Source organism: Pantoea eucalypti (assembly GCF_009646115.1).
Lineage (GTDB): Bacteria > Pseudomonadota > Gammaproteobacteria > Enterobacterales > Enterobacteriaceae > Pantoea > Pantoea eucalypti.
On the sequence record NZ_CP045720.1, the window covers coordinates 2462384 to 2477081 of the forward strand.

The 14698-nt window shown below is 60.1% G+C and carries 10 protein-coding genes and 1 pseudogene; all 11 read right to left on the reverse strand.

Translation table 11 applies throughout. The features are described 5' to 3' along the window. Entirely contained in the window at positions 1 to 420 is a 420-nt protein-coding gene (locus tag EE896_RS11410) for a DcrB-related protein (protein ID WP_003849020.1), read from the reverse strand. Next, positions 420 to 2349, reverse strand: a pseudogene (locus EE896_RS11415) (type VI secretion system Vgr family protein). Before EE896_RS11415 ends, EE896_RS11410 begins: the two are co-directional and overlap by 1 nt. Positions 2350 to 2365: 16 nt before the next feature. Further along, on the reverse strand, positions 2366 to 3868 hold the full coding sequence (locus EE896_RS11420) for a serine/threonine protein kinase (protein WP_140916483.1): 1503 nt from the start codon (positions 3866 to 3868) through the stop codon (positions 2366 to 2368). A gap of 27 nt (positions 3869 to 3895) precedes the next feature. Then, positions 3896 to 6505 carry a type VI secretion system ATPase TssH gene (tssH, locus tag EE896_RS11425; RefSeq protein ID WP_140916482.1) on the reverse strand — a complete coding sequence of 870 codons (2610 nt, stop codon included), beginning with the start codon at positions 6503 to 6505 and terminating at the stop codon, positions 3896 to 3898. 54 nt (positions 6506 to 6559) lie between these two features. After that, positions 6560 to 7606: a type VI secretion system baseplate subunit TssG gene (gene tssG / locus EE896_RS11430; RefSeq protein WP_003853282.1), complete on the reverse strand. Its 1047-nt coding sequence runs from the start codon at positions 7604 to 7606 to the stop codon at positions 6560 to 6562. Further along, positions 7603 to 9474 carry a type VI secretion system baseplate subunit TssF gene (gene tssF, locus EE896_RS11435; RefSeq protein WP_003853283.1) on the reverse strand — a complete coding sequence of 624 codons (1872 nt, stop codon included), beginning with the start codon at positions 9472 to 9474 and terminating at the stop codon, positions 7603 to 7605. Before tssF ends, tssG begins: the two co-directional genes overlap by 4 nt. Before the next feature lie 2 nt (positions 9475 to 9476). Beyond that, the gene (gene tssE / locus EE896_RS11440; protein ID WP_003853285.1) at positions 9477 to 10052 is read right to left on the reverse strand and encodes a type VI secretion system baseplate subunit TssE; all 576 of its coding nucleotides are present in this window, start codon (positions 10050 to 10052) and stop codon (positions 9477 to 9479) included. Then, positions 10042 to 10869, reverse strand: coding sequence for a type VI secretion system accessory protein TagJ (locus EE896_RS11445; protein WP_140916481.1), 828 nt, complete (start codon positions 10867 to 10869; stop codon positions 10042 to 10044). Before EE896_RS11445 ends, tssE begins: the two co-directional genes overlap by 11 nt. Before the next feature lie 16 nt (positions 10870 to 10885). Further along, positions 10886 to 11866: a hypothetical protein gene (locus tag EE896_RS11450; RefSeq protein WP_140916480.1), complete on the reverse strand. Its 981-nt coding sequence runs from the start codon at positions 11864 to 11866 to the stop codon at positions 10886 to 10888. 10 nt (positions 11867 to 11876) lie between these two features. Beyond that, positions 11877 to 12668, reverse strand: a complete 792-nt coding sequence (locus EE896_RS11455) for a PP2C family protein-serine/threonine phosphatase (protein ID WP_003853291.1) — start codon at positions 12666 to 12668, stop codon at positions 11877 to 11879. Then, positions 12665 to 14533 carry a type VI secretion system-associated FHA domain protein TagH gene (gene tagH, locus EE896_RS11460; RefSeq protein WP_140916479.1) on the reverse strand — a complete coding sequence of 623 codons (1869 nt, stop codon included), beginning with the start codon at positions 14531 to 14533 and terminating at the stop codon, positions 12665 to 12667. The genes EE896_RS11455 and tagH overlap by 4 nt, the downstream gene beginning before the upstream one ends. Positions 14534 to 14698 lie beyond the last annotated feature (165 nt).

Below are 14698 nucleotides of genomic sequence, written 5' to 3' on the forward strand. Positions count from 1 at the left end.
TCAGACTCCCAGTTGCATACCCGCTTTGACTGAGTTCCAGAGCGCATCTGTATCTGCATCAAAAGGGGTCGTTCGGCTAAAGGTCAGTACAAGGAGATGATCTTCCATTCGCACGATCGCTAGCTGTTCATACATCATGACATGCTGGTTCTCGAAAGAGAGTTTGACCTCTTTTGCAGACTGGCCCGCAATAGTGCTTGTCACCTGCTCACCCATTACAACCTTCTTCATTCGCTGCTTAATCCTGGCCAGCTGCTGGGAGAAATAGTCATTTTCTTCTTCAGGTGAGATATCCCATGCGCGGGTGATGACTAAAGTTGCATCACTGGCAGGAAATTTCAGAACATTGATGCTGTGATCCTGCCAGGCATCAGACAAGTTGAGGGTGCCCTCTGAAAGAGCAAATGATTTAATTTCCATTATTCTTTACTTCCCTGATTAAATGCCGCTTTTACAGCATTCTGAATTTGTGCTGATGTGGGCTCTGTATCAGAAGCAGCGGCAGGTTTACTAATATTTAAATCCAGCGTACCGCCGGTATTAATTTCACCCTGCCCGGACGCGTTCACTGTGAAATTTATACATTGCAGATTGACCTGACCGTTAGCGCCTAATTCCAGAATGGATTGACCAGCCACCAGACGTATTCCGGTATCAGAAGCTTGCACAATGCCTCCCTGCACTAGTTGTAAAAAACCACCACCAATTACCTCCGTATGTGAAAGCTGTGTTGCCTGCTCATGCGCACCGGCCACCTTACCTTTGTAGTCTCGATTAATGCTGACGGTTTGTGAGCCACCAACACTGTGTGATTCATCATTTTTAACATGCGTATCCATGTTCTTCTGTGCCTGAATCCACAGGTGTTCCTCACCCGCCTTATCCTCAAACCTCAGCGCGTTCGCCGTATCCGCCGTGCCATCCTTCGACCGGCTTAAAAAGCCCATCTGCGTCGCTGCTGCCGGCAGCGCCCACGGCGGCATGCTCGCCTCGTTATACACCCGGCCGATGATCAGCGGACGGTCCGGATCGCCGTTGATGAAGTCCACCACCACCTCGTCGTTGACCCGCGGGATCTGCACCCCGCCGAACCCCTGACCCGCCCAGGCGCTGGAGACGCGCACCCAGCAGGAGCTGGTGTCGTCGCCCTTTGCCAGACGGTCCCAGTGAAACTTCACCTTCACCCGGCCGTAGCGGTCGGTCCAGATCGACTCGCCTTTCGGCCCCACCACCTTCGCCGTCTGCGGACCGTGCGTTTTTGGCCACGGCGTCTCCGGCGGCGTGCGGTACGTCACCGACGACGGCAGCACCGTGAAGCTGATATTGTGCCGGCTCTCGCCGGTGTCGCCGCTGGCGTAACTGTTCTCGGCGAAGTCATAGGTCGCCGAGGTCACCAGATATTCGCCGTTGTCGCTGAAGTGCGGCGCGTTGATGATGGCGAAGGTGAAGCCCGGCGCGATGCCGGTGGCGGTGCCCGACCCGCTGACGCTGTGGTGCTCGGCCTGCCACACCTCCTGACGGATGCGCGCGTAGGACTCGCCGTGGCTGTGGTCGACAAAGTGGCCCGGCCAGTCGTAGACGTCCACCGACCCCGGCACCGGCGACGCCGGGTTCTGCCGCGCCTGCAGCATCCACGCGTTCGGCTTGCGGAAGTCGTAGTCGTCGGTGCTGTAGATGCCCGGCGTCACGCTCTCCGCCAGCGACCACTGGCTGATGCCCTCTTCCGTCACCACGCCGCCCGACGGGGTGACGTGATAGGCGATGGTCTCATAGCCCGGAAACGCCTGATGCTGGTCCGGCGCGTCGCACAGCACCAGCGTATGTTTGTCCGCCTCGTGGCGGAAGAAGTAGTAAATCCTCCAGCTCCATCAGGCGGCTGATGAAGTCCGGGCTGCTCTCCTGATACTGCACGCAGTACTCCCACACCCGGTAGTTGCCCGCCAGGCGCGTCTCTACGTTAACCGCGTACTCCTTCAGCAGCGTCTGCACAATCTGCGGCACCGTCTGGCTCTGGAAGATGCGCAGGTTGCGGTCGCGCTGCATCGGCCACAGGTCCGGCTCAACCGTCAGCTGGTAGACCGCGTAGCGGGTGCCGCTCAGCTCCTGGCTGCGCACCGCCACCCGGGTGATTTTGCCGTTGAGGTAGCGCGGGCTCAGCGCGTTCATCAGGCCGTCGGTCGGCAGCGTAAACGTCACCGGCTTGCCCAGCAGGGCGTGACGGTCGATGCGCGCGTCGGTGGCCAGCAGTTCGGCGGTGAGCACAAAGGGACGGGACAGCGTCTCGGTGCCCGTGAGCGTGTGGAACAGCAGGCCGTCCGCCGGCAGCTGTGCAGTAATGCGTGAGAACATAAGTAATCCCTGACTATTAACTGTGTGGATCGAGCAACCAGACGCCTTCTTCGCTGATGTTCAGCGTCTGCTGGCGAGTGCCACTCTGGCCGCTAATGGCAAAGGTGTAATTACCTGGGGCCAGCTGCAGCGTCGCGAAGCCATTCACCGCCGGGACCAGCGCCTGCGGTTGACCGTTCACCTGAACGCGTTCGCCCTGCTGCAGACGGATATAAACCTGGGCGACCGGGGCGGGTGGCGGTGCCGGTTGAGGATCGGGTTCACGTGCGGCGGTCTGTACAGGTTCAGAGGTCTGCGCCGGCGCGCTGACAACCTTCTCTGCCGGGGTCTCAGCCTGCGTCGGTGGCGCAGCCACCGGCTGGTTAACCGGCGCGACGGTGACGGCAGGCGCGCTGTTTTGCGCGACCTCAGCCGGCGATGACTCATTACCGCGTGACATCAGCAGACCGGCGCACAGGCCGACCAGCACACCCGCAGCCACCAGGCCTGGCAGAGCAAACCGGTGTCCCAGCAGCGTTTTCAGCGGCGAGGCGGGTTTGACCTCCTCCTCTTCTTCTGTGATCGGCACCAGCATCGTACCTGGCCCGCTCATTTTTGCGCTGAGCAGCGGTTCCGGTTCACGTTCCGGCAGCGCCATCAGCACAGCAAAATCATCAATGCTCTGCGGGCGATCTTCCGGCTTCAGCGCCAGAGCACGATCCACGGCACTGAGCAGCGCTGTGGAGAACCCCGCCAGACGACGCTGCACCAGCGGCTGATAATTATCTTCGATGCTCCGCACCACGCTGACCGGTGGCGGTGCACCGGTAATCAGCGTATGCAGCACCGCGCCCAGCGCGTAGATATCGGTCCACGCGCCCTGCTCGCTCTCGTCGTTGTCGCTGTATTGCTCAATCGGCGCATAGCCGGGACGCAGCATGGTCTCGCTCTCATCCGACAGGTTGCCGATGGTTTTGCGCGCCGACCCGAAGTCCAGCAGGATCGGCTCGCCGCTGCTCTGAATCTGGATGTTATCCAGCGAGATATCACGATGCAGGTAACCCGCTTCATGGATGGTTTTAATCGCGCCCAGCAGCGGCGGCAGCATGCGACGGATCCAGGTTTCATCTACCGACTGCGGATTGCGTTCGCGGAAGTTTGAGAGCGTGGTGCCGCTGTAGAACACCGTGCCCATGTAGGCAGTGTCGTTCTGCACCCAGAAACGCAGCACGTGCAGCAGGTTCGGATGGTTAAAGCGCGCCAGCAGACGCGCCTCCTGAATAAAGCTGTTCAGTCCGGCGTGAAAAGTTTTGCTGAAACGTTCGCTGCGCAGTACCAGATTAAGGTCATCGCTGCGCACCGCCAGTGACGCGGGCATAAACTCTTTGATGGCGATATCACGTTCCAGCTGGTGATCCCAGGCGCGATAGACGATACCAAAGCCACCACCGCCGATAACCTCTTTGATTTCAAACTCATTAAAGCGGTAACCCAGCGGCAGCGCGTTGGGGACATTCAGGGGTTGATCATGTTCCGACATATTCGAAAACTCTCTGATAACTAAGCTTTAAACAGCGAACTGGCAGACAAATTCGCCCTGCTCACAACGCACTTCGACGCGGCGATAGCGTTCATCGCGGGCGTGCGCACTCAGCAATATCTGGCTCATCTGCGGCAACAGCGTGTTAGTGAGGATGGCATCCACCATGCGACCGCCCGACTCCACCTCGGTACAGCGCTGGACGATCTGGCTCACCACCGACTCGTCGATCTGCGCCTCAATCCCATGGTTGTCGGCCAGACGACGCACAATGCGCGCCAGCTGCAGCCGCACAATCTCCGCCAGCATTTCATCGCTGAGCGGGTAATACGGCACCACCAGCAGACGGCCCAGCAGCGCAGGCGGGAACACCTCCAGCAGCGGTTTACGCAGCGCGGTGCTCAGGGCATCCGGATCGGGCATCAGTTCAGGATCAGCACACATCGCGCTGATCAACTGCGTGCCGACGTTCGAGGTCAGAATGATGATGGTGTTGCGGAAATCGATGTGGCGACCTTCGCCATCCTCCATCCAGCCCTTATCAAACACCTGGAAGAACAGCTCATGCACATCCGGATGGGCTTTCTCAATCTCATCCAGCAGCACCACGCTGTAGGGACGACGGCGAACGGCTTCGGTCAGCACGCCGCCTTCGCCGTAGCCGACGTAGCCCGGCGGAGCACCTTTCAGCGTCGAGACAGTGTGCGCCTCCTGAAACTCACTCATGTTGATGGTGATAATGTTCTGCTCACCGCCATACAGCGACTCGGCCAGCGCCAGCGCGGTCTCGGTTTTACCGACACCGGACGGGCCGCACAGCATAAAGACGCCTGCGGGCTTGTTGGGGTTATCCAGGCGGGCGCGCGTAGTGCGAACCCGTTTGGCGATCAGATCCAGACCGTGACGCTGGCCGATGACGCGCTGGTTCAGGGTGTCAGCCAGATTCAGGACGGCGTCGATCTCATTCTTCACCATCCGGCCCAGTGGAATACCGGTCCAGTCCGAGACCACGGCAGCCACCACGCCTGCATCCACGGCGGCAAACAGCAGCGGCGAGTCGCCCTGCAGCGCCGTGAGTTGCTGCTGCGTTGCATCACGCTGTTCACGCAGCGCCGGATCCTCTTCGGTTACACAGCGGGCGCGCAGCGCAATCAGCGTCTCAACCAGTTCACGCTCCTGCAGCCAGCGCTGTTGCAGTGCATCACGTTCAGTTTCCAGGGCGGTGCGCTCTGCGGCAATCGCCTGCTGGCGGGTCACATCGCCAAGGCCGACGCGGATTTCACGTTCAATGATCTCCGCTTCAATCTCCAGCGCGGCCAGACGATGCAGACAATCTTCCAGCGCCGCAGGCTGCGCGCCCTGACTCACCGCCACGCGGGCGCAGGCAGTATCCAGCAGCGCCACCGCTTTATCGGGCAGCTGACGCGCCGGAATGTAGCGATGGGATAGTTTCACTGCCGCAGTGACTGCATCATCCAGCAACAGCACGCGATGGTGTTTCTCCAGCGCGCTGACGGTGCTGCGCAGCATCAGAATCGCTTTGGCTTCATCCGGCTCCTGCACCTGCACGGTCTGGAAGCGGCGGGTCAGCGCCGGATCTTTCTCAATATACTTTTTGTATTCGGCCCAGGTGGTCGCGCCGATGGTGCGAAGCTGGCCGCGCGCCAGCGCCGGTTTCAGCAGGTTGGCGGCATCGCCGGTGCCCTGCTGACCACCCGCGCCAACCAGAGTGTGGATCTCATCGACAAACAGCACGATCGGCGTCGGGCTGGACTGCACCTCATTGATCAGCGCCTGCAGTCGCGCTTCGAACTCCCCTTTCATCCCGGCACCCGCCTGCAGCAGGCCAATATCCAGCAGCCAGAGCTGCACATCGCGCAGCGGCGCAGGCACATCCCCCGCGGCAATACGCAGCGCGAGGCCTTCGACCACCGCGGTTTTGCCGACGCCCGCTTCACCGGTCAACAACGGGTTGTTCTGACGACGACGCATCAGGATATCGACCATCTGGCGGATCTCATCGTCACGCCCGGTTACCGGATCGATGCGGCCTTCACGGGCGCGCGCGGTCAGATCCTGTCCATACTGCTCCAGCGAACTGCCACTGGCCGCAGGCGCTGTACCAGCAGCATCTGCCGGCGCGCTCATCGCCTGCTGCGCTTCTTTGCTGTTGCTGAGCAGCGTGTCGAAATCCGCCAGCAGCGCATCGGCATTAACCCGGCTGAACTGGCCGGAGATGCCTTTCAGTACGCTGGCCAGGTTGAAGGTTTTCAGCATACCAATCAGCAGATGACCGCCGCGAATGCGGGTCGCGCCATATTTCAGCGAGGCATAAACCCACGCCCGCTCAACGGCGCTGTCGATATGCTCAGAGAGGTCGGAGACCGCACTGGCACCGCGAGGCAGGCGATCCAGCGCGGCAACGATGTCCTGAGTCAGGGCCTTTTCATCCAGTGAAAAATGTGTGATGACCTGCTGTAAGTCGCCATCCTGCTGCTGCATCAGTTGATGCAGCCAGTGCACCAGTTCGACATAGGGATTGCCGCGCAGTTTGCAAAAGGCGGTGGCGCTTTCCAGCGAGGAAAATAACAGCGTATCCAGTTTGCCGAATAGCACGGCACGGCTGATTTCTGACATAGGGGGCTCTCTTCAATGAAAGACGCAGGCTGTGTAACAGGGAAAGCGGCTGGGCTAGCGTGAAGCAGCCTCAACCTCAAACATGAAATCTTCGCGATCGTGCGGCTGCGGCATCTGCCCCAGCCAGCTGGTGTAGCCGAGTCGGGCAGTGCCGCCCAGCGCCACACCCTGCACCTCGTCAGCGGCCAGGATCAGACTGAGATCCCATTGCATTTCGATGCCAAGGTAGTGACGCACCCAGTCGCGCACTTCCTGCGCGCCGGGCGCATCCGGCAGAAAATGGGCATACTGCGCGGCGTTGAGCGGGCCCAGGTGCAGGCGAAAACGGTGCTGCACATCACGTACCGCCACACCGAGAAACGCGGAGGCGCCCAGCCGGGGCATGTGACGTCCCGCGCCCAGTCGGGCCTGATCGCGGCTGTCCAGCGTCAGCCAGTGCGGCAGGTTCTGCGTGAGCCGGACCGGTACGCCAAAGTAGTGGCGCAGAATGCGCACCAGCCCTTCCGCATCATGACCGTGACGGCTGAGATGGCCCACCAGCATCAGTCGGGCATGGAGACTCAGCGAGCTGGCCTGCTGCTGGGCCGGCAAACCGATGCCCGCCAGACAGGCGAGATAGTTCAGGAAGCGACTGTCGTCGGGACGATCCAGCGACACGGTCGGCTGCGCATCCGCCCAGGCACGATAGAACAGCAGCGTGGCGCGGTGGTGAAACAGGTCAGCAAACGCCGACAGGCTGTGATCCTGATGATGCACGATGCGTTCATGCACATATTCGGTCAGATGGGTTGGCAGCGGGCCGTTGGGGCCAAACAGGCCAAAGCTGTAGATCGACAGCTCATGACGCTCCGAACCCTCACGCGGGGTGGCACTGGCGACGGTGGCCGGTGCAAACGCCAGTGACGGCGTCTGACCGATGCGTACCGATTCGAACTTCGGCAGCGGCGCACGGCCCAGCGGATAGCGCTGACCGCCCTGCGCGTCCAGCCGTCGCAGCAGCTGAAACAGATCGTAGCGCCACGGCGCGGCCATGACTTTCTGCCAGAAATCATCCGGCAGTCGGGTCAGACGCGGCAGCGTAATGACTTTTTCGCCACTCATATCAGCGCTTTCCTGCCCATGCGCGGTGGCCAGTAGCCCACTTCCCCGCGCTGCTGGCTGTTCAGGGTGAATTCTGTGAAGCTGTTCAGCGCCACCAGCCGGCCACAAACCCGCTCCAGTACGCTGCCAAACAGCCATGGGCTGGCACCCGAAAACGCCTGCTCATCCACTTCCAGCGTGATGCTGACACCGCGCGCAAACACCACCGGCCCTGGCTCAGGCACACGGCGGTTTACCGCGCTGAGCGTACAGTGACGAATGCCGTCAATCTGGCGGGCAACCGGCGCTTCGGCGAGATTAGCGTAGAGGCTCAGCAACTGGCGCAGCGCCGCCGCACCTTCCCCGTCGCTGCTGTCCATCAGACTGAGATAGTTCATCTGCAGATGGCTGATCAGCCGCCAGGCCGAAAGGCCTTCTGCCAGCGCCGGACGCGGCGGTGTCGGTCCTTTGCACAGCTTCAGCTCCGACACCGGAATGGAATCCGGCATCACGAAGTTGCCCTGATCCTGCTGCAGCATCAGCGGCAGATCGCGGCTGGTACACATCACCTCGGCAGAGAGATAGCGCACGTCGTCGCGCCACGGCGCATGATGCTCATCCACCAGCGACAGAAACACTTCTGAACCGATGTAGCCGGTGCGCGTGCCATAACGTTGTGCCTGCTCTGACAGGGTGCGCTGTTCGCGGCGCAGCGAGAAGTAGGCGCCATAGTCACCCTGATCGCCGCTGAAGGTGCTCCAGAACGGGCGGAATACCTGCTCTTCCCGCTTGCCCTCTACGGTGGCAAACAGCCGCTGCACCGAATGCACCTCATAATCCAGCGGCCGGATGTTATCCACTACCAGATGATATTCATGCTGACTGTCGCTGACCTTCAGACGCTCGGCGGTTTTCGGGAAGAGGTTAATGACCGGCGTGCAGTGCAGCGCCAGATGGCTGTGATCGACCACGCTTTCCAGCGCGCTGTCCGCTTTGTCGAGCAGGATGATGATGTCGAACGCTGTGGCGTTGTCGCAGCGGCGCAAAAACGGGCCGAGCTGACTCAGGCTGATAAACTGAAAGCGTGCCGGAAAAGCGAAATATTCCTGCAACAGACGATAGCCGTCGAAGTTGCGCAGGTCGTCGGGCAGCAGCGCCTGCTCTGGCGCAAAACCCTCCTGCTGCAGGGCGTCATCTGTCAGCACCTGACGCTGTGGCCGTTTCTCTACCGACTGCAGCACGATACCTACCCGATGCTGCATCAGCAGCTCAAGCAGCTTCAGCGCCTGAATATCCGGGCCGCTGAGGAACAGCATCAGGTCCTCGACGTTGAGCTGACTCAGCGAGGAGATCCCTTCACAGGTGATACGGATGCGCAGCGCACTTGCCGCGCCCAGGCCCGTGAGTTTCAGCTCGCCAGAAGGCAGATCACCTGGCACGCCGCCGAGGCTGGCTTCAGTGATGCGCAGCGGATGCAGCACCACATCGTGTGCGGTGGAGTAGCTGCAGGTCACCCCGGTTTTTTTCAGGTTCTGGCTCTCCATCATGGTGCCACGCGGCACCCGGAAACCCTGAGTGATATCACCTTTGCGGCTGTCCGGCGTCAGCTGCGCAATCGCCATGGAGGGCGTTGGCGAGAGATAAGATGGCGCAATCATCTCCAGCAGACGCTGTGAGAAGCGCGGAAACTCCGCATCCATCTTCAGCTGCACGCGCGACGTCAGGAAGGCAAACCCTTCCATCAGCCGTTCCACATAGGGGTCCGCCACGTCAATGCCATGCATGCCAAGACGTCCCGCCACTTTCGGGTAGCGCGTCGCAAACTCTGCCCCCATCTCGCGCAGGTAGGCCAGTTCACGGTTGTAGTAGTCGAGCAGATTGCTGTCCATGGTTATCCTGCATCCTGAAGTTCGAAATGGCCGCTCTCCAGATCAACCTGAGTGCGGAACAGAAACGCCAGTGGATAAGGCACACACCAGAGCCGCCCTTTGATCTCAATCGACAGCACGTTGTGCAGGCTGAGCGAGCCGAGATCGCTGACGCAGCGCACCTGCAGCCCCTGCGGCAGAATACGCGGCTCGAAGTGCAGAATGGCGTTGGTCATTTTGCGCTGCATATCCTGCCATTCAATATCGGAGACGTTCTGCCCGGCCAGCGGCGCAACGCCGAAATTCCAGACCGAGCGCTGCACCTGATCGAAACCACTGAGATCCTGCTGCGCTTCGTTATTAATGGTGTTGAACAGCCACTGCAGATCGCGCAGGACGTGGCGACGCAGCGTGCTGTGGCTGATCAGCATGCTGTTCTCCGCCTCCTGCTGCTTGTCCGGCGCGTTGTCGGTCAGGCGATCCAGCAATGAGGATTGCAGCTTGTCGCGGGCGGTCAACGCATCGCGCTTTTTGCGCGCGCGAAAGCCGCCGTGCAGCTGGGCATAGCCATCATTGTGCGCGCCTGAATCATGACTCATCGGCAGACTCTGTATTGTCGAACGTGACCTGCTGCAGGCTCAGCAGCGAGAATTCCGCGCTGTCGCTGAGCCACATTTTTTGTCCCTGGCCAATGAACTGATCCGTATCATCGCCAAGTGGCTTCCATTCGGTGACGCTGGCACGCAGAAAACGCTCGTCTGCACCCGCCAGCAGCGGATAGCGCGCCGGAATCTGACACACCTGCTCGCTGCCATCCACCAGCTGCACGCGTGTGTGACGCCACACCAGATCGGTGACGCTGGCAGGCGCCTGGAACTGCATCTCACGAATGGCGGCAAACGGGATCCAGTAGTAACGCCCCTGATTGATCACTTCACACACCGGACCGAAACGGCTGTCGCCATCCATCAGCCAGCTGAATGCGGTTGGCTGATCCTGTTGGGTGGCGGTGCCGGGATTGGCGTCGGCGAGGTCGAGTGCCTCAGCCCGCAGTGCAGTGCCGCGCGCGACATCACCCGCGGTGTCGGCCTGTAAGGCGGCCAGCAGTGTGTCGCACCAGTGCCAGGCGCTGCCCGGCAGTACCGGATCGGCCTCACCGCGCAGTACCGCGTCACGCTGCAGTTCACCGGCGATCGCCTGCTGCAACAGATTGACGGTTGGTTGCGCCTGCGGACTTAACGCCAGCCAGGATTGCAACTGCGTCTGCGCGCGCGACCAGTTACCTGACAGGCAAAGCAATTGCACAAAGGCAGCCCGCAGATCGGCATTTGCCGGATTCGCCTGAATCTGGCGGGTGACGTCAGCCAGTGTTTCGCCGAGCGTGGCGTTAGCCAGAAGGTGTTGTAAGGATTCCATGCAAACTCCTTTTGCGTCAGTTAAGGGTGCGATAGACCGCAGCGGCGGGATCTTTCAGTTCAGGATGCAGTTTTTCCACCAGCTGCACGCTGAGCGTGCCATCCCCACTGACCCACGGTGACCAGACTTTGCGAACTTCCTGCAGACGCGCCTGAACCGCACTCTCATCAGCCGCTTCGCTGGCGGGCATCTGCACCACCACCTGACGCACCGCCTGCCAGCCGTTAAAACGGTTACTGAACGGCAGAACCAGCCAGCTGTCAGGGGATTTTTCGTTGCTCAGCACCATACGCTCGCTATTGACCGTGGTGATGTGGAGTTCGGCCGTGGATGACTGATTGCTCAGGCCCGTCACCGGGAAACCCTGCAGGAAGGTCACGCCGATTGCCGCAGATGCACCGTTACCTTGCTGAGTCAGGCGGCTTTGCCCGCTGAGCCAGCCGTCAGAACCGCAGACCAGCCCCTGTTTTGCGGGAACAAACAGCGCGCTACCCTGCGCCGGATGCTGCCACCAGGTGCGGAAATGGCAGCCATCCAGCAGACTGAATTGCAGCCACGGCGAGGTATCCGCCTGGGCGGCATTGCGCAGAGCGTCAACAGGCACGGCCGCCGTGGTTGGCTGTTGCTGTTGCTGCTGCGGTGCCGCTGGCGTCACCACGGTTTTCCACTGCTGCGCACGAGCGGCACTGCCGGTGGCGATCTCACTGCCCTCTGGATCGGTCAGCTGCCAGTGCAGTTGCTGCAGCGGTTTACACTGCGTGGCCATCAGTCCGGCTACCCGTGGCAAGAACTCTTTTAAAACAGTCGGGTTTTTCTCACCCATCGTCACGATGCGCAGGTTAATGGTGCTGTTACACCAGCTCGACAGCTGATTGTTTTTGACGTCATCAATCCAGACATCCAGTTTCTGTGCCGGGGACTGTACGATGCGATAGTTTTCAGCATAAGCCTGCGTGCTGAGCACCAGCGCAGCCAGACCCAGTAATCCATATTTCATGTTGGCGTTCTCAATCTCGCAGAGGGAAGAACTGCGCCGCTTCAGAGAGCGAGTGCAGCAAGGTGGTGTCCTGGGGCGATCCAATCCAGACGGCCAGCGCGCTGAAATTATCCTGCTGCCCCTGATCCGACTGATCGTTTTTGATGATTTGCTGCATCAGCGTCAGCCACTCTTCCGGTGTGTTCACCATGTGCAGTGACTGCTGCATCTGCTCCAGCGAAACGCCATGCCAGAAACCATCGGTGCATAGTAAAAAGGCATCGCCATCTTCGATTTCGACCACGTCGCTGTAACTGGCGTCACGCTGCTCATCACCCATCCCCAGCGCAAAATAGAGCAGGTTGCTGTTGATGCCTTCGGTGCGATGTCCGGCATCTTTCATCTGCTGCACCAGGCTGTGGTCGGTGGTGACAAGATAGAGATAGCCGCGACGAAACAGATAGAGGCGGCTATCGCCTGCATGGGCCCAGCAGGCAAGATGGTAGTCGCGGTCAATGAACAGGCTGACCAGCGTGGTCCCCATCCGGCTGTGTTCGCTGCTGGCTTTCTGCTGCTGCCGGATGGCGTGGTTCGCGTGATTAACGTAGTTGCGAATCGACTGCGCATTGAGGTGCGCATCGCCATCAAAGGCCTGTAGCAGGCTGCTGCGGGCGATGGCGGCCGCCCTGTCACCGCCGGGAAACCCGGCTACACCGTCGCAGACGACAAAGCAGGCTGAACGCGTACCGATGACATCACCGATCTGATCCTGATTACTGGCGCGATCGCCCTGATTGGACGTCGAGGCAATAGTGATATTCATGCGTCATCCGTGTGGGTTTGTGAGTCTTTGTACTGATTGACTTCCAGGTCATAGGCGTGCAGAAACGCTTCGCCAAACAGGGTATGAAAGTCGTCTTCGATCTCGCCCGCTGTCTCGCCGTAGCGCTCAACAAAATGCTCCCACAGTGCTGCTTTGCGGCTGCCCGGCAGACCAATACGTGACACTGAACCTGCCTGACGAGCCTCTTCTTCCAGCTGCTCCGGGTTAAAGGATTGCAGCATTGAGGCGATAATGGCGCGGATACCGGCGATCATGCCCAGCTGGTGCGCCTGCAGATCGATCAGCGCATCACGCACCGCCTGACGCGGCGGCATAAAGCCCGGCATCCGGCTGCCGAACATCTGCATTAATACGGTTTTACCCGACGGCAGCAGCTTGAAAGGGTTGTTGGCATCATCAAGGATCACCGTCATGTCGGCTTTGACGCCGCGCTTGAGGATCGAACGCGACGACAGCAGTGCCACCGTGCCCTGTGAGAACATGCTGAGCATCTGACCAAACTGCAGCATCTGTTCGCGATCAAACTGTGGCGTCGGCTGCAGGTCACGCAGGCCCATGCCTTCCAGCAGCGCATCCAGCAGTTCGCCCTTGAGGGCGTCGCCGCTGCTCTGGCTCGGTGTTGAGGGAGGAACTGCAGCGGCATGATGATGACCGGAAGCAACCGGATCGATGCGCAGTCGCCCTTTTGGCGTTGGCGATGGCGTGCGCTGTACTGCCTGCGGCGTGGGCAGCGTGATCCCACCGTAGTCGTTCTGCGGATTCACCGCGTCTGGCTGGCTGGACTCCGCGTCATCCGCCTGGCGTGGGGCTTCGCTGTGCACCTGGCTCTGAGGCTGGTCATCAACCGGTAAGTCGATACCGCTGAACAGCGGTGAGTTTTCCATTTCGTTCAGGCTGACGGAGACCTGCTCAGGTGCGCGTGCAGTAACCGGCTCAGGTTTTGCCTCTTGCTGAGGCGATACCGGCGACGTGGACGGTTTCGCTGTCGGCAGCTCAGGCTGTGCCAGCGGCACCGCATTGCCCATCATCAGTCCTAATGGATCGTCATGGTTGCGCACATCAGTCTGGCTCTCGCCGTCAAACAGACTAAGCGGATCCAGTTCAGCGGCGGGCGCTTCAGCCTGCTTTGGCGCGTTATGCTGCTGAGCCGACAGCGTGCTCGGCGTCCGATCGTCAAAAATGCTCTGCTGTGCGAAGAGCGCATCGCCGTCATCAAACAGGCTGCTGCTTTTAGGCTGCTGACCATAATCCAGCGGCGCATCGTTGATCAGTTGCGCCAGCGGATCTTCCGGATTCCGGTCAGCCGCAGCAGGCGTGGTCAGCGGATGGGCATCCGGTATCTCGGGCACCGCTTTGCGTTTAGAGAGATCGTCTGAAATCGAAAACTCTTTCGCCAGGCTGTCCCAGATTTCGCTGGGAATGGCAGCGGTGGTGCTGTCTTTTTCGGCTGCAGGTTCGCGAACAGGTGCAGCGGGCTGCACGGGTTCAGGACGAGGAGCGGCCCTTTCCATCTGCGGCTGATGATCACCGTTGAGGTCGCTGACCAGCAGCTGATAATCATCAATGCCGAGAATGTCTCCATCCTGCAGTTCAACCTGCCGACCACGCTCCAGTGGAATATCGTTCAGCAGCACACGTGTCACATTGCCACGGTTGGTCAGGCGACATTCGCCGTTCGCGGTGATGTGCACAATCGCCTGCAGGCGGGAGAGCGTCCGGTCATCATCTGGCAGCACCAGATTGTTATCCACGCCGCGACCAATGGTGCCGCCGGGCGGGAAGAAATCACAATGAGTCTGAGGCGGCTGTTGGCCCGGTTTAGTCGTTATTATCGTAAAGCGCATAACGGATTCCTGCGGTTAGCGGTTCGGCATCTATACCGCGCACCTCTCAGGGAAAGGCGCGGGGTATAGGGAGCGGGAGATTTTAGAATTGGTTTTCTTAAATAGCTGGCGGTTAATTAAGACTTATAAACAGAAAAGCCATCATATTTAGTTAAGCCGATAACA